This window comes from Sphingomonas sediminicola, assembly GCF_049991885.1.
Lineage (GTDB): Bacteria > Pseudomonadota > Alphaproteobacteria > Sphingomonadales > Sphingomonadaceae > Sphingomicrobium > Sphingomicrobium sediminicola.
Genome location: NZ_CP178916.1, coordinates 144,039 through 159,988 on the forward strand (window position 1 = coordinate 144,039; position 15,950 = coordinate 159,988).

Annotated in this window: 16 protein-coding genes and 1 tRNA gene; 10 read left to right on the forward strand and 7 right to left on the reverse strand. The window is 62.4% G+C overall.

Annotated elements, in window-relative coordinates; translation table 11 throughout:
- Positions 1–55 precede the first annotated feature (55 nt).
- From ACMC5O_RS00740 to ACMC5O_RS00750, 3 genes are all read right to left on the reverse strand, one after another.
- Positions 56–868, reverse strand: coding sequence for an undecaprenyl-diphosphate phosphatase (locus ACMC5O_RS00740; protein ID WP_187708111.1), 813 nt, complete (start codon positions 866–868; stop codon positions 56–58).
- Complete coding sequence (locus ACMC5O_RS00745) at positions 869–1,807, reverse strand: complex I NDUFA9 subunit family protein (RefSeq protein ID WP_187708110.1); 939 nt, start codon at positions 1,805–1,807, stop codon at positions 869–871.
- 71 nt (positions 1,808–1,878) lie between these two features.
- A complete protein-coding gene (locus ACMC5O_RS00750; protein WP_187708109.1) occupies positions 1,879–3,072 on the reverse strand; it encodes an aspartyl protease family protein in 1,194 nt (397 codons plus the stop codon).
- A gap of 71 nt (positions 3,073–3,143) precedes the next feature.
- Between ACMC5O_RS00750 and ACMC5O_RS00755 the strand changes: the two genes are divergently transcribed.
- The 5 genes from ACMC5O_RS00755 (at position 3,144) to ACMC5O_RS00775 (ending at position 9,617) form a co-directional block, all read left to right on the forward strand.
- Positions 3,144–3,644 carry a DUF2975 domain-containing protein gene (locus ACMC5O_RS00755; protein WP_187708108.1) on the forward strand — a complete coding sequence of 167 codons (501 nt, stop codon included), beginning with the start codon at positions 3,144–3,146 and terminating at the stop codon, positions 3,642–3,644.
- Positions 3,644–3,868, forward strand: a complete 225-nt coding sequence (locus ACMC5O_RS00760; RefSeq protein WP_187708107.1) for a helix-turn-helix domain-containing protein — start codon at positions 3,644–3,646, stop codon at positions 3,866–3,868. The genes ACMC5O_RS00755 and ACMC5O_RS00760 overlap by 1 nt, the downstream gene beginning before the upstream one ends.
- Before the next feature lie 58 nt (positions 3,869–3,926).
- Positions 3,927–4,013, forward strand: a tRNA-Leu gene (locus ACMC5O_RS00765).
- Positions 4,014–4,526: 513 nt separating this feature from the next.
- Complete coding sequence (locus ACMC5O_RS00770) at positions 4,527–8,333, forward strand: beta strand repeat-containing protein (protein WP_222949810.1); 3,807 nt, start codon at positions 4,527–4,529, stop codon at positions 8,331–8,333.
- Positions 8,334–8,513: 180 nt separating this feature from the next.
- Positions 8,514–9,617, forward strand: coding sequence for a 6-phosphofructokinase (locus ACMC5O_RS00775; protein ID WP_187708105.1), 1,104 nt, complete (start codon positions 8,514–8,516; stop codon positions 9,615–9,617).
- Here the strand turns inward: ACMC5O_RS00775 and ACMC5O_RS00780 are convergent.
- Positions 9,614–10,150: a CAP domain-containing protein gene (locus ACMC5O_RS00780; RefSeq protein ID WP_187708104.1), complete on the reverse strand. Its 537-nt coding sequence runs from the start codon at positions 10,148–10,150 to the stop codon at positions 9,614–9,616. The two genes, ACMC5O_RS00775 and ACMC5O_RS00780, sit on opposite strands and share 4 nt — an antisense overlap.
- Positions 10,151–10,236: 86 nt before the next feature.
- Between ACMC5O_RS00780 and ACMC5O_RS00785 the strand changes: the two genes are divergently transcribed.
- The 5 genes from ACMC5O_RS00785 to ACMC5O_RS00805 all read left to right on the forward strand — a co-directional run bounded on the left by ACMC5O_RS00785 (position 10,237) and on the right by ACMC5O_RS00805 (position 14,115).
- Positions 10,237–11,166 (forward strand): cation diffusion facilitator family transporter, encoded by a 930-nt coding sequence (locus ACMC5O_RS00785; protein ID WP_187708103.1) that lies wholly within the window; start codon positions 10,237–10,239, stop codon positions 11,164–11,166.
- Between the two features lie 9 nt (positions 11,167–11,175).
- Entirely contained in the window at positions 11,176–11,475 is a 300-nt protein-coding gene (locus ACMC5O_RS00790; protein WP_187708102.1) for an antibiotic biosynthesis monooxygenase family protein, read from the forward strand.
- Positions 11,472–11,996 (forward strand): gamma carbonic anhydrase family protein, encoded by a 525-nt coding sequence (locus ACMC5O_RS00795; protein WP_187708101.1) that lies wholly within the window; start codon positions 11,472–11,474, stop codon positions 11,994–11,996. The genes ACMC5O_RS00790 and ACMC5O_RS00795 overlap by 4 nt, the downstream gene beginning before the upstream one ends.
- Before the next feature lie 37 nt (positions 11,997–12,033).
- Positions 12,034–12,726 (forward strand): pirin family protein, encoded by a 693-nt coding sequence (locus tag ACMC5O_RS00800; protein WP_187708100.1) that lies wholly within the window; start codon positions 12,034–12,036, stop codon positions 12,724–12,726.
- Between the two features lie 138 nt (positions 12,727–12,864).
- Positions 12,865–14,115: a hypothetical protein gene (locus tag ACMC5O_RS00805; RefSeq protein ID WP_222949809.1), complete on the forward strand. Its 1,251-nt coding sequence runs from the start codon at positions 12,865–12,867 to the stop codon at positions 14,113–14,115.
- On the opposite strand, the gene ACMC5O_RS00810 is transcribed toward ACMC5O_RS00805, so the two are convergent.
- Genes ACMC5O_RS00810 through rlmB form a run of 3 tightly spaced genes read right to left on the reverse strand, consistent with a single transcriptional unit; the run spans position 14,112 to position 15,916 of the window.
- On the reverse strand, positions 14,112–14,510 hold the full coding sequence (locus ACMC5O_RS00810) for a DoxX family protein (protein WP_426693100.1): 399 nt from the start codon (positions 14,508–14,510) through the stop codon (positions 14,112–14,114). The two genes, ACMC5O_RS00805 and ACMC5O_RS00810, sit on opposite strands and share 4 nt — an antisense overlap.
- A gap of 45 nt (positions 14,511–14,555) precedes the next feature.
- Positions 14,556–15,173 (reverse strand): DNA-3-methyladenine glycosylase family protein, encoded by a 618-nt coding sequence (locus tag ACMC5O_RS00815; protein ID WP_187708098.1) that lies wholly within the window; start codon positions 15,171–15,173, stop codon positions 14,556–14,558.
- The gene (gene rlmB / locus ACMC5O_RS00820; RefSeq protein ID WP_187708097.1) at positions 15,173–15,916 is read right to left on the reverse strand and encodes a 23S rRNA (guanosine(2251)-2'-O)-methyltransferase RlmB; all 744 of its coding nucleotides are present in this window, start codon (positions 15,914–15,916) and stop codon (positions 15,173–15,175) included. Before rlmB ends, ACMC5O_RS00815 begins: the two co-directional genes overlap by 1 nt.
- Between the last annotated feature and the right edge of the window lie 34 nt (positions 15,917–15,950).

Genomic DNA, 15,950 nt, shown 5'->3' on the forward strand with positions numbered 1-15,950 from the left:
ACAGTGACTTTCTATGGGCTTGCGACCTTAGCAGTCGATGAACGGCAGATTAAATCTACCGTGCCGCGAGCCAGATAAGGGCAGCCGTCCCGGCGATAATCCGGTACCAGGCGAACGGCCAGAAGCCGTGCCGCGAGATGTAGTGGACGAAGGCCTTCACGACGACGATCGCGACGATGAAGCTGACAAGGAAGCCCACCGCGACCGCGCCGAAGCCGACGCCGCTTGCACCAGCGAGCAGAGTGTCGTGATGCTTGATGAGTTCCAGCGTCGTGGCTCCGACCATGGTCGGAATGGCGAGGAAGAAGCTGAACTCAGCCGCAGTCCGCCGTTCTACACCTAGCGAAAGTCCCCCCAGGATGGTCGCTCCGGAGCGGCTGACGCCCGGGATCATCGATAAGCACTGGATAAAGCCAATGCCGAGGACTGTCTTCAACGGCATTTCGGCGACGCCGATGATCTGGCCAGGCTTCACGAACTTCTCGATGATCAGGATCGCAATGCCGCCCGCGACCAGCGCCCAGGCGACGACCTCAGCATTTCCCAGCAACAGCTCAATCTTGCTGATCAGGATCACCCCGATGATCGCCGATGGCAGGAATCCGATCAGCACATTTCGGACGAAGCGCCACGACATCGGATTGTTTCGCAGCAGGCCTTCCAGCACTGCCCAGAACGTCCGCCAATAGAGGACGACGATCGCCAGGATGGCGCCGAGCTGGATGATGACGTTGAACGCGGCCCAGCGATCGGCGTCGAAGCCCATGAGCTCCGTGGCGAGGATCAGATGGCCAGTCGAGGAGACCGGAAGGAATTCCGTCACTCCCTCGACGATGCCGAGGATGATCGCGATCAGGAGGACGGGCACTTAGAAGGTCGCGGTCAGGTTCACGCGGCGGCGGGCGAAGCGGTTGCCGCCGTACATTCCGAGCCAACCCGGCGCGACCGCGGCGAACGGGGTAGGACGAACTCCGAAGGCGTCGAGCCCGGGACCCTCGGCGACATTGTCGTGCTGAAGCATCAGCCATTGGTCGCGGGTGAGGGGTGCGCCCGGGAGGAAGCCGAGCCAGGAGATAGCTGACGCGATCGGGCCCGGCACGTTGACCAGCTCGGTGTCGCGGCCTGCGGCCTTGAGGATCTCGACCGTCAGTTCGCGCATCGTCAGGACCTGAGCGCCGCCCAGCTCGTAGGTCTTGGCGCCATGGGCTTTCGGATCGAGCGCGGCGAGGGCGATCGCCTTCGCGAGGTCCTCGACGAAGATCGGCTGGAAGCGGCAGTTAGGCGCGATCACCGGTAGCGCCGGAAGCCTCGACATACCGGCGAGGCGGTTGGTCAGCTTGTCCTCGGCGCCGAAGACGATCGAAGGCCGGACGATCGTTGCCGCCGGGAAAGCCTTCCGGACGGCCTTTTCGCCCTCGCCCTTGGTTCGGGCGTAGACGGCCTCGCTATCGGCGTCGGCGCCAATGGCGGAAACGTGGACGAGCGATTGCGCTCCTGCCTTCTTCGCGGCCTCGGCGATGTTCCGTGCCCCGGCAACGTGGACGGCATCCATCTTCGAAAAGGCACCGGTCAGGTTGATGACCGCGGAAGCGCCTTCGATCGCATGCCGGACGGAGTCGCGATTGGTCACGTCGGCGCGGACGAACCCGAACTGGCCAACCTGGCTGAGCGGTTGGATGAAGTTGGCGTGGCGCGGTTCGCGGGTCACGACCCGGACGCGCGCGCCTGCTTCGAACAATTGTTCGCAAACGTAGCGGCCGATGAAGCCGCCGCCGCCGAAAACCGTCACGAGCTGGGGATTGAGCATCGCATCGCCACTAGCCGGTGGTGCGGCGCATTGACAAGGCGGCCGCCGCATCCGGCGGCCACCTTTTCGCGTCAATAATAGTCGGCCAGGGTCAAGATGACGGTCTGTCCGTCGGACTTGGTGAGGGAGATCTTGGTTCCCACGTCTTCACGGGTCCAGCCAGCCTGCTTCGACGAATAGAAGCTGGGTCCGACCTTCTTGCCACCGATCGCAACCAGCTTGTCGCCCTTCTTGAGGCCGGCCCGTTCCGCGGGTCCGCCCGGCGTCACGTGGAGGACGTTGAAATGGTCGTCCTCCAGCAAGACGAACATGCCCGCCCGGTCCTTGGTGAACAGCGGCGGGTGCCCGGCGGGTTTCAACCATAGCCGGTCGTGGCTGAGGTCGAGCGTTAGATGGAACTGCTTGAACAGCTGGATGCCTGCGTTGGCACGCTTCTCGTAAGGGCCGTCCGCGACCGAGCCGAAGTCCGTCGGCACATCATGGAAGGTGAAGCCGCCGACTTCGACCGTCGGCATCGTGACCCTTTTCGTCTCGTGCAGGCCGCCCACTCCGCCGCTCAGCCCGATGGCGTAAGGGAGCTTCGCGAGTGCCGGAACCGACTCGTGATATTCCTTGGACAGGCTGAGCGCTCCGCCGTTGCCGAGGTCGAGCGCCGCATCCACCGGGGCCTGGCCGTCGATGGAAATGGGCAAGTAGTGAAGCGTCCCGTCGCGCTTTAGCTTCACTTCCGTGGCACCCGCTGGCGAGACGAAATTTGATGCCGGCGACAGGGACAGGATCTGCTTGTCGAAATCCAGATCGACGACGCTGTTCGTGAATAGCTCGCGGCCCATGATGACAGGGATCGGCCGGCCGATTGCCTTCTCGATCGCATCGAGATCGATCACCGCGACCGTCACTCCGCTAAGCTTGAGATTGCCGACTTCGACGGTGACATCCTGGACAAGTTCGGCGTCCTGCCTTCCGCCCGTTCCCTGCGCCGTGATCTTCATGCCTGGCTTAAGGCCGATCTTGCGCGCGAAGTCGCGGTCGATTGTCGTGACGCCGGCGCCGCTGTCGAGGATCATTGGCGTATCATTACCGTTGACGCGGCCGCTGAGGATGATCCGGTTCTCGCGAAACAGCTCGAACGGAACGGCGGCCCGCGCGTCCGGGATCGCCGTCACGACCGGCTTCGCGATTTGCGCCGCGGCAATGCACGGATAAAGCGCCGTTGCGGCCCCGAGGCTTACCAGCGCGAGCGCGACTTTGATCTGGCGTTTCATTCTGTTTCCCTTTATGTCCGTATTGCAATGCATCAACGAATTATCGCAAAACGATAATAAGGTCAAGCGAGATGAATGGATCGAACATTGGCAGGACCGCGAAGCGGCTTCGGTGGGCGGTCTGGATCTTCTGGGGCTGCATCATCCTTGCCTATATTGCCGGGCGACTGGGGCTCAGCCTTCGTGGAGCCGTCGAGGTCCAGGCGCATTCGTCCGCGGCCGAATCCGGAACGCCGATGATCGTGGCCGACGTCACGATCCTCCTCCTGAGCGTCGCGCTCTACCAGCTGAGCAGGATGCTGGGAGCGATCGGCGAGGGCGATCTGTTCTCGGCCCGCGTCGTCGGTGCATTCCGCTCGTTCGCCTTCTGGCTTCTCGTTGTTGCGGTCGTGTGGATCGTCGCGCCGATCGTCGCCGTGTTCCTGACCGGACCGGGCGAGACGCACCGCCTCGAATTCAGGTTACAGCTGCGCGACGTCCTGACGATCGGAATTGCGCTCATCCTGTTCCTCGTCGCCCGCCTTCTCGAGCGTGCTCGCACGATCGACGAGGAAATGCGGGAGATCGTCTGATGAGCATCGTCGTCCGGCTCGACGTGATGCTCGCACTTCGAAAGATGCGGTCGAAGGACCTCGCGGCGAAGATCGACATCACCGAGGCCAACCTGTCGTTGCTCAAGTCCGGCAAGGTCAAGGGCATCCGCTTTTCGACGCTGGAGGCGATCTGCGAGGCGCTGGACTGCAAGCCGGGCGACATTCTCGATTATGAGCCGGAGGCTGCGGCGAACGGGAATTGACAAGCCTCTGGCCCGCCTCCAAATGGCGCCGCCTACCAGCTGAAAACGAGCTCTCCGTGCCCAGGTGGCGGAATTGGTAGACGCACCAGCTTCAGGTGCTGGCGCTCGCAAGGGCGTGGAGGTTCGAGTCCTCTCCTGGGCACCATAGGCAAATCGGCGCTGAACTAAGCGCATTCCAGAGCTGCCGGGCGCGCGAATCTGATTTGGGTAGAAGGATTGGCATTGACGTCGTTGCCGGCAATGCAGGCGCTTCCGAACGTCGAAGCACTATCCCGCTCGTTTATTATTTCTTATCTAGATTAGTGTTAATGCTTGAAAAACACGCTTTTTTAAGGCATTATCGCATCTTGCTCGGGAGTCCCGGCTACATGCCGGCCCTGATGGTGTCGGGTTGTTGCGTGAGCAGGCCGCCGTTTCGGACCTGACCGCCGCCGGCACACTGCCTCCGACGACCAGCCCCGGACGAGCGGAAAAACTGTCGCTCGTACCAGGGGATTTCGCGACATGGCACACGATCCTTGATCTGAGAGGCTCCCGGAAACGGGTTTCATAATCAGCTGATTCCTCGACGCAGCGCACCATGCGCCGCGGCGACAGAAGGTCTTTGCATCAATGGCGACCATGGAGGGGGCCGTCGTTCCACCAGGGGGAACTCGTCATGGCGCTCGATATCACTGCTCTCGACATCACGGTCGACGAATCAACTGGTCTTACGGATAACGACGTCGACAAGACCGTTGCTCCGTACAGCACCGATCCCACGGTCCAATATCTCCTGTCGCTCGATACGTCGGGCGGATTGAGCTCACCGGAAGTCGCCTACATGGCCGACTTTATCACGGCGACGGCGACCGGAGGGGACTCGTTCTCCTCAGTGTCTCTCACGCAGAGTCTCAGTGGAACTCCGTTTTCCACCACCGTGGGCGTGAACAGCGGCATCCAAACGGTCGATGGCAATTATGTCTGGCTGTTCCTCGACCCCAGCAATTCCAATGTCGTGCGGGGCGTGATTGGTACGTCGAACCCGGCAACTGCGCCGGCAGCAGGCGGAGCGCTCGCTTTTTCGTTCGCGCTGATCAACACCAGCACCACCACCCCGGACCTGTATCTGGTCCAGTATGTGGCGTTGTCCCATCCGGATACGAATTCCACCGACGAGCGCATCGATCTCACCAACAAGGTGTTCGCAACGCTCTCTGCTACCACCACGGTCGGCTTCTCGGGCGCGAACGCCGCGTCCGGTAATCCTGACTTCTACATCATCAATTCGCCCACCGATGCTTCCAAGCAAGTACTGGTCATAGGTATCGGTGGCACAGCCAATGTGAGCACACAGGGCTTCGGCGTCGCCAACCAGAGCATAAATCCGAACGAGACGCTCCAGGTCGATTTCGTGACCGGCGGCACCCTGGCTTCAGGCAGCGCTTCGCAGATCCAGTACGGCAGTCATCTCGAGGATGTCACGCGGGCTGGGTTCACGATCAACCAGATCACGCCTTCCAACCCGGATAAGAGGGTCGACATCACCATCAGGGCCTTCAACAATACCGGTAACGAGCAAGGTTCGGACTTCTACGACGGAACCGCGACCAACCCCGTAGACATCACCAGCGTCATACTAACGGGCGCATCGGGATTTGCGTCCACGATCACTGCGGATGGCACCTATGCTACCTCGAGCGGCAACGTCACCATCACGGGGCTTAGCGGGACCGGGAATGCGGTTACCATCACAGGGCTCGATAACGTCACCACGGTCGATTTCACGACCGCGACCTCAATGGACCGGCTGCAGGTGACGGGTGTCGACGCCAACGAAGGCTGTGACATCACCGAGTTCCATTTCCAGACGACCACCCCCAACGGCCGCACCGAAGAAGTCGGCTCCTTCATCAACTTCGACGACTCCGGGCCGGATCTCTCGATCACGGCCGCGCCGGTGGTTGGCGCCCTCGAGGTAGTGGAGGCGAGCAACGTTGCTGGACAGAGCCAGGCGACGATCACGCCGCCGACCTACAACGCGAGTGCGGTCGACGGCGTCACGCCGAGCGTGGCCTACGCGCTGGCGTTGATAGGCTCGTCGGCGACAGGGCTGCAGACGACCGTAGGCAACAAAGCGATCACGCTTGTCGCAGATTCGGCGAGCCAGATCTCGGGCAAGTACGACAGCGACAACAATGGCTCGCTTGATGCGACGGCGTTCACCGTGACGCTTTCCGGGACGACGGTCACGCTGAGGTCGATGGTTGCGCTCGAGCACTCGAATTCGCCGCAAGGCGCGGGGGAGGACAATACGCTCGATCTCAACGGCCTCATCAAGGTCGTGGCGACCGTTTCGGTCTTGGACGGCGACAATGATCCTGCGTCGCAGCAAAGTTCGAGCTCGGCACTGTCAATCACGTTTGACGACACCGACCCGACGCTCTCGATCACATCAGCCGTGGCGGTTGGTTCCGCCGCAGTAGACGAGGCAAGCGGCAACGGCGGCAAGAGTACGGCAACGATCACGCCGCCCGGTGTAACGGCGGGCGCGGTCGACGGCAGCACGACGGATGTGACCTACGCGCTGAGCTTGGCCGGGACCGCGACCGGGCTGGTGACGACTGCGGGCAACCATCCGATCACGCTGGTAGCCGACTCGGCCACCCAGATTTCGGGCAAGTACGACAGTGACGGCGACACCACGCTCGACGCAACGGCGTTCACGGTGGTGCTCTCTGGCACGAACGTGACGCTGACGTCGGTCGTTGCGCTCGAGCACGACAACACCCAGGGCGGGAGCGAGGACAATACGCTCGATCTCAGCGGCCTGATTAATGTCGTGGCGACGGTGACTGTAACCGACGGCGACAATGACTCCGTCTCCCAGCAGAGCACGACCTCGTCGGCACTATCACTGACCTTCAACGACACCGATCCGGTCATCACGAAGGCGTTCGACGCCGATCCTGGTACTGCGGGGAATCAATCGCCCGAGACGCTGGCGAACACGCTGAACGCGACGGCCAGCGGAAACTTCGGCTATGCCATGACGGACCAGATCGCCGGCGCGGCCTACAATTTGACGACGGTTAGCGACTTCGTCGATGCCGACGCCAACACTGCAGGGGTGCAGATCAGCCTGACAGGCGCGGTCTCCAACTCACAGAACCCAGGCATCACTGACGCGGTCGCGACCCTCACGGCCGAGGACGCCAGCTCCGCCACCTTCAGCTTCTCGTTCAGCTACGACTATGACCCGATCACGGCTGGCGTGCAGAGTGCTACGGCGGGCGGCACGCTCTATTTCGACAAGGCTGCCGATACCTACACATTCACCCTGACTGACGTGGTCGACGGATTCAGCTTCGACGTGCTGCACACGGCCGAGCTGGTCGCCAAGGCGCCCACGGGGAACACTGGGCATCCTCTGATCGTCGCCGAGCAGCTGACGCCGAATGGCGATCCGGATCCGTTCTTCGTTCAGTTCACCGGGAACTCGGTCACCCAGCAGATCGGCTTCGGGTTCAACTCGACCGGCGACGGAGCGACCGTCGGTGACACCACGTTTAACAACGGCGGGGCCACCCATGATATGGTCACCAACGTCAACGAGGACTGGGTCAGTGCAACTCAGGCCACCAATGGCGTTGCTGGCGATACGATCCAGAAAGGTGAACTGCTTACGCTGCGGTTCTTCGAGGAAAACATCCTCAGCGATGTCAACCCGAAAGCTGCCGGCGGTGGCACTGAGCGGCTCGACCCGACAACATCGGCCAGTGGCGTCGTCGTCAAGTTCGACGGCATCGGCAACTCCGAAGACCTCGTCCTGATACTCGACCTGAAGGATGCGAACGGCAATGAAATAACCAGAGCCGTCAACGTCGAGAATTCGGACCTGATCAGGGGCAACGCAAATATTCCCGCCCCGTACAACACCGAGTTCACGCTCGATAACAACGATGCCCTGCTGATCATTGAGCAGAACGACTACACGATCGCTGGCGAGACCTACCTGATTCAGGGCATACAGATCATGCAGAGCTCCAACGGGTTGACGGGTGATGCCATCAACCTGAACGGCGCCGTCGGGGTCAATGGCGGCAGCAGCGCCACGACCAGCCTGACGGCTTGGGATCCGATGGACAACGACGTCCTGAAGATCGTGGACATCGGGTTTGTGCAGCAGAACAGTGGGACGATCGGCGCCAGCCTGGACTTCGGGTTCAACATCGTCGACGGCGATAACGATCAGACCGCCACTCAGCACATCCTAGTGGATGTTGGCGATACGTCCTCCATCAACTCGAGTTCGTTCGCGGCGCAGTTGAGCAGTCTGTCTCTCAAGAATGCTGGTTACACAGCGGATAGCGGCATGGCGCCCTCAAGCCATTCCATTAGCCTCATGGGTACCAGCGACGTGTACTCGACGTTGAAGATCGAAGCGCTGAGCCACCTCCACACAGCGGACTGGTACATGGTCTGATTGGGGAGCGCGTTAGGGAGATCACGCCTCCCGAATTCGCAAAGGAGAAGGGCCGCGGAGCGATCCGCGGCCTTCTCTATATCCGGAAACCCAGACTCACGACCCTGAAGCGCGAGGGGACTGGCGAGCATCGCGATCCGCCGCTAGCCAGTCCTGCACATCATCGTTAGCGGGGGTGACGTGAAGATCGGAATTCTGACCGGCGGCGGCGATGTTCCCGGGCTCAACCCCTGCATTCGTTCGATCACGCTCAACGCCGACGACAACGGCTGGGAAGTGGTCGGCTTCAAGCGTGGCTGGCAGGGCGTGCTCGAAATCGATCCCGACGATCCCGCTTCGATCGCCGCCAACAGCGTCTCGCTGACCCGCGACGGGGTCCGTGGAATCGACCGGATGGGTGGTACGATCCTCCACACGTCTCGGCTCGATCCGCGCACGATCGCTGACGGGGACAAGACGACCCAGGTCCTCCACACGCTGCAGCGGGTCGGCGTCGACGCAATGGTAACCCTCGGGGGCGACGGCACCCTGCGTTTCTCCGCGCATCTGTCGCGTCAGGGCTTTCCGGTCATCTCCATTCCCAAGACGATGGATAATGACGTCTTCGGCACGGATTACTGCATCGGCTTCTCGACCGCGGTCAGCCGCTCGGTTGAGGCGATCAATGCGCTTCGCACCACTGTCGGAAGCCACGAGCGGATCGGCATCATCGAGCTGTTCGGTCGGCGGAGCGGCGAAACGGCATTGCTCGCCGGGTTCCTCGCGCAGGTCGACCGCACCGTCATCGCCGAAGTTCCCGCTGACCTCGACGTGCTCCTTCCGCTGCTTGCGCGAGACAAGGAAGAGAGCGGATCGAACTATGCGATGTGCGTCATCTCCGAAGGCGCGACGATCCGCGGCGAAGGTAATGGCGACGATACGATGCGCTCGCTTCCGGGTAGCGAGCGAGAGGACATCAGCGTCAGCCGACGGCTGGGACGGGCGATCAAGCAGCGCCTCGGGTTTGGCACCGTCATCCAGGAACTCGCCTATCTGATGCGCGCCGGTGAGCCCGACGCGATGGACCGGATGGTCGGCCTCGCTTTCGGAGCGCTCGCGGTGCAGCTATTGGCCCGTAACGAGCATGCGCGAATGGTAGCGCTCAAGGACGGCAATTATTGCCATGTTCCGATTGGCACGCTCGAAGAGAGTGCGAAGCTGGTCGACGTTTCCGGCCTCTACGATCCCTCCACTTACCGCGCGAAGCTGATGCGCGTGGAGGGAATGCCGATGTTCCTCTACTAGGGAACGGTGTTCCCGTCGCGATTGCCGGGCGGCGAATAGCGGCAGATCAGATAATCCCAGGTGCCGTCGCGATAGATGGCGCAGCCGACGTGGGTCGTCGTCTTCCAGATCATCTGCGTATAGTGGGCGACGTCCGACCAGTTCCCGGAACGGCTAACGTTCGGAAACATGCCGGCGTTGAACAGTCTTTTCTCGTCGGTCCAGACAGTGACCATCTCTTCCGGGCGGAAGCGCCCCTCCTGTCCCATCCAGAGGTTCTCGCGCTGGTTCTCGCGCCCGGCACGGGGCGAATGCACGAGGTGCCCGATCCGCGACAGCGCAGGGCCATAGGAAGCCGCCGCTACTGCGAGGCTCGGATCCCACTGCAGAGGCGGAGCTCCGACCTCGGCCCGCGCCGCATTGTGGGCCATCAGGATGCGCGCATTGACGTTGTCGAGCCCCGGCGACGTCGCGACATAGGCGGCCGCGTCGGCATCGCTCGGCACGAGCGCGATGGCTGCTGCGATCAACGCAATGATGGGGCTGGTCTTCATTGCCGCCAAGTCTGCGCCGCAATCCCTAATCGTTTCTAAATCGATACGAGTGCGGAAACTTCTCCGGATGGAGCGGTTGTCGGGCAGTGGCTGTTCCTGAATCCCGCCCTGCGATCATCGCTGCCCTGATCGGGAATGGGCTCATCGCGGTGACAAAGGGCATTGCGGCCGCGATTACCGGAAGCTCGGCAATGCTCAGCGAAGCAGTCCACTCGCTAGTCGATTGCGGGAATGAGGTCCTTCTACTCTACGGACAGCACCGGTCATCCCGGCCGGCGGACGAGGTCCATCCGTTCGGTTACGGCCGCGAGCTCTACTTCTGGTGCTTTGTGGTCGCGCTCATGATCTTTGCACTCGGCGCGGGCATTTCGATCTACGAGGGTGTGATCCACATTCGGCATCCGGAGGCCATCACCAAGCCGTACATCAATTTCATCGTGCTCGGCCTGGCGTTCGTCTTCGAGAGCGTGTCCTGGTTCGTGGCGTGGCGCGGGTTCCAGCGAGTGCGGGGAGACGGGTCGATCTGGCATGTTGTCAGGGCGAGCAAGGACCCAACGATGTTCATGGTCCTGTTCGAGGATACCGCTGCACTGATCGGAATCGTCATCGCGGCGGTCGGAACGGGGCTTGCGGTTGCATATGATGCTCCGTGGATCGACGGCAGCGCGTCCATCCTGATCGGCCTGGTCCTGGCAGCAGTTGCCGGCGTGCTCGCCCGAGAGAGCAAGAACCTGCTGATCGGAGAGCGCGCCGATCCCATTCTTCAGGAAGCCATTCGCGAGGCGGCCGATCGTGAGGCATGCGTGAGGAGCGTCCGCAGGGTGCTGACCACGCACATGGCGCCGGACCAGGTGATCGCGACAATGGACGTCGAGTTCGACGACAGACTGACGATCCCGGATGTCGAGAAGCTGATCGGCCGCATCGAGCGCGGACTGCGGGACCGCCACCCCGAGCTTTCGCGGGTGTTCATTCGGCCAGAGCCGCGCGTGACTAGCGGTATCGACCGCGTGTAAACGCGGTTCATGACACATGCGCGCGTCTGGAAATTCAGGCCACCTGCTGGCCGCGAGGACGAGTTTCAGCGGGCTTACTCGGGCACCGGCAATTGGGCGAGGCTGTTCGAGCAGGCTCAGGGATATCGCGGCACCACGTTGCTGCGGCCCTGCGAGCCGGGCGACTGGTGGCTGACCATCGACCGCTGGGAGACGGAGGCGGATTTCGAGGGTTTCCAAAGGGACTTTGGCATAGAGTATCGCGGGCTCGACGAAGAGCTGGAAGGGGTGGCCGGCGAAGAGGTGTTCGTTGGGGCTTTCGAGGAATGAGCCTCTACGATATCGATGGCGTATTCCCACAGTTGGCGGAAGGAGCCTGGGCTGCCCCGTCGGCTGACCTGATCGGCGACGTCAGGCTAGCGGCAAGGGCCAGTGTCTGGTTCGGAGCGGTCATCCGCGCCGATAACACACCGATCATCCTCGGTGAGGAAACGAACTTCCAGGACGGCGCGATCGGCCACTCCGATCCCGGAGCGCCTCTGACCATCGGCGCGCGCGTGACGGTCGGCCACCAGGCGATCCTCCATGGCTGTACCATTTCCCGCGACTGCCTGATCGGCATGGGAGCGCGAATATTGAACGGCGCATTCCTTGGCTCCGAGTGCCTGATCGGCGCAAACGCGCTGGTCACCGAGGGCAAGAGATTCGAGGAAGGCGGGCTGATCGTCGGTGCGCCGGCCCGCCTGATTCGTCCGCTGACCGATGCAGAGAAGGCGGCGCTTCGCTTCTCCGCCGCGCATTATGCGGACAAGGCGGCTCGTTACGCTTCCGGTCTTAGGTTACACGGCTGACACTTGAAGGGTTCTGCTGCAGAGCCACTTTCATCTCATGATCGACATCCGCAAATTTGATTCGCTGGGCCATGCCGACCACGGATGGCTCAATGCCCGTCACCATTTCTCGTTCGCGAATTACTACGACCCCAACCGTATGGGCTGGGGCCGGATCCGCGTCTGGAACGACGACAAGATCGCCGCCAAGTCGGGCTTCCCGCCGCACCCGCATCGCGACATGGAAATCATCACCTATGTCCGCACGGGCGCGATCACACACCAGGACTCGATGGGCAACAAGGGCCGCACCGCGGCCGGCGACGTGCAGGTGATGAGCGCCGGCACGGGCGTGACCCATGCCGAGTATAATTTGGAGGACGAGGACACGACGCTCTTCCAGATCTGGATCGAAACGGACAAGCCGAATGCCCCGCCAAGTTGGGGCGCTAGGCCCTTCCCGAAGGAGAGCCGCGAGGGGCAATTCCAGCTGCTCGCCAGCGGCAACGGCGACGACGGCGTGCTGCACATCAATTCCGATGCGCGGATCCTCGGCGCGACGCTCAAGGCTGGCGAGACGCTGGAATACAAGGCGGACCCGTCGCGGCACCTCTACCTGGTGCCGAGCGCCAAGGTCGACGTGAATGGCACGCAGGCCGAGACACGCGACGGCGTCGCCATTACCGGCGAGTCGGTCGTGACGGTCAAGGCCGAGGAAGACGCCGAGCTCGTCCTGGTCGACGCGCGCTAAATCCCGCTCATTTCGGCGTTTTTTGCCGCTGGTCGCCTGTCGTTCATCCATACTGTGCTTGAAAGGCAGGCGATTGGACGGCAAAGCGCCGGAGTCGCTGCTTGGAGCTAAGCGACCCCAGCCAGATCAAAGGGTGAGATGAAGCAAGCATTGCGCATGAGTTCGACGGCGGTAGCGCTGGCGTTGGGCCTCGCTGCGCCTGCGATTGCGCAGGATCAGGCGAACAACAGCCCGGCGCCGCCCACCATCGCTTTGCCTGCGCCTTCGAGCGAGGACGCTGTCGGTCCCGCGCAACTCAAGGATTTCTCTATTAACGGCACGGTGACGAGGCGTGCCGACACTGCCGAACCTGCCGCGTCGCAACCCGCGGCCAGACCAACGACGGTCGTTGCGGCCCCGACGAACGCGCAGCCGGCAGCGAACACGCGTACCGTCGCCGCTCAATCGGAGCGTACCCCGACCCAGACTTCGCGAACTGCGGTGCCATCGCCAACCCCGACTTCGACTGCCGGTAGCTCATTCGGGTTCACGCCTTCGGCGCCGACGGAAAGCCAGACCACGTCGTTCGGAGGCGCGCTTGCTCCTGCGGCAACCCCAATCGTCGACACGACATCGGCGGAAGGGAACCTCTTTTCACACTGGCCATGGCTTCTGGCGCTGCTTGCAGTTGTGGGCGCGGCTCTCTGGTACTTCCGTCGTCAACGGCCCGACTATTCTTTTGCCGGTGCCAGCGGTGACGCATCTGCATTCAACTTCAGTCCTCCGACGCCCAGGCCCGAGACGCCGAGGCCGGCCCTGCCGCGCCCCGCTCCGGCGCCTCAGCCTGAGCTTCGGGAACCGGTTTCCGGCAGCGTCACGACCAAGCTCGCTCCAGCGCAGGGGATCGTCTCGACCCGTCTACGTCCGTGGCTCGAGATCGAGTTCGACCCGCAGGCCGCAATCGTCGACGCCGAAAAGGCCTCGATCCAGTTCGAAGTCGTCATCTTCAATTCGGGAAGCGCACCAGCCCGCGACGTGCTGGTCGAGGCGGCCCTGTTCAACGCGGGTACGGACCAGGACCAGCTACTAAGCGCCTTCTTCGGTCGCCAGCCGGGCCAATCGGACGGGACCACCATTCCGCCGCTTCAGCGCATGAGCTTTAGAAGCATCGTCACGCTTCCGCGCGACCAGTTACGTCTGTTCGAGGTCGAAGGCCGGACCCTCTTCGTGCCGGTGGTCGGCTTCAACGTCCATTACCGCTTCAGCAACGGGGCGGGCCAGTCGTCGACGAGCTATATCGTTGGCCGCAACAGTGCCGGCGAGAAGATGGCTCCTTTCCGGGTCGAGAAGGGATCCAAGACCTATCGCGGTCTTGCGACCCGCGAGCACAACCTCCGGGTTAGAAACTAGTCGGAACTGGCCACAATGGCGCGGGTGTCGCCGTCGATGCTGAGCGCTCCCGGCCCCCTGAACACGAAATAGAGGAAGATGAAGCAATAGAGGATTGCTGCATCGCCCATGTTGTTCACGGGCCAGAAGTCCTTGGGCATGTGCTGGTAGAAATATCCGACAGCCATTGTCCCGGACGCCAAAAACGCCGCCGGACGGGTGAACCACCCGATCGCCACAAGGAATCCGCAAATCAGCTCGATTGGCCCGGCATATGCCCCGAGCTGCGAGAAGGCCCATCCGCTACCGGCATAATCTCCCGGCGGGAAGGACAGGAATTTCTGGGCACCGTGCTCCAGGAATAGAAGTCCCGTCATGATCCGCACAATGCCAAGGACGATTGGTTCGTATTGCATCAGCTTTCGTGCGTTCATCGGGTCCTCTGCGAGCTGGTTTCGAGATTACAATACCGCTGAATTGTAACTGTGCCACGCGAGTACCGCCGCGGCGCCGCGATGCGGCTTCCAGCGCTCGCCGATCTCACGCAATTGCTTCTCGGTCGGCTTCTCCTCGAAGCCCATCAGTCGTCCGAGTTCGATCTGCACCGCCAGATCGCCCGCCGGGAAGACATCGCGTCGGCCTTCGGCAAACAGCAGGTAGATCTCGGCCGACCAGCGCCCGATGCCCTTGATCTTGGTCAGAAGCGCGATTGCTTCCTCATTCTCTTCCGGCAGAGCGTCGAGGTTCAGCTCTTCGGAAAGCACGAGGTCCGCAAGGCTACGAATGTAGCCCGCTTTCTGGCGAGACATGCCCGCCGCTCGCATCTCCTCGTCGGTTGCGGCAAGGAGCTTCGAAAGGTCCGGCGGTGAACCGAAAGCTGCTTCAAGCTTGGCCCACATCGACCGTGCTGCCGCGACGCTGACCTGCTGGCCGACGATCGTGCGAAGCAAGGTGATAGTGCCGGGTGGGCTGATGCGCGGCTCAGGGCGCCCATGCTTCTCAAGAACCGCTGCGAAGGCTGGTTCGAGCCTCGCAAGCTCATCGAGGCTTTCGTGAAGCGTGTCGGCAGTTCGAACCATCAGGCAACACTCGCTGCATAGAGGGCCACTGCCGCCGCATTGGAGACATTGAGGCTCTCGATCGAGTCCGAAATGGGCAGGCGTGCCACGGCATCGCAATGCTCGCGCGTGTTCTGGCGCATTCCGGGCCCTTCGGCGCCAAGCACCAGGGCAACGCGCGGCGGACCCAGCGCGTCCTTGAGATCCGCGTCCGCCTCGCCGGCAAGGCCGATGCGCCAGAAGCCTGCCTCGCCGATCTGCTCGAGCGCTCGTGCAAGATTGACGACTCGAACCCACGGCACGCGCTCCAGCGCTCCAGACGCGGCCTTGGCGAGTGCACCGCTTTCCGGTGGCGAATGACGATCCTGGGTGACGATTCCGATAGCTCCGAAGGCAGCAGCCGATCGCAGGATTGCACCAACGTTATGCGGATCCGTCACTTGGTCGAGGACAAGCAGGACGGCCCGATCCGGCGCATCCGCCAGAATGTCGTCGAGCCACGCTTCATCGAGCGGCTCGACCTCGATCACGATGCCCTGGTGAGGAGCATCGTGCGGCACGAGGCGGCCGAGGTCGGGCGCTTCCGCAAGGGTGACCGCGACATCCTTCGGGAATTGCATGAAGCCGGACGCCTCGCGGGTTGCCCAGGCGCGCAGGACCTTGCGGTCCGGATTATCGAGCGCTGCCGCGACTGCATGCTTGCCCCAGAATCGCGGCCGGTTCGCTGTGCCGTGGCTTTGGTGAGATTTCTTCCGCCGGGACATTTCGGCGGCAATGCGGGAGAGGGGCCTCGCGCGC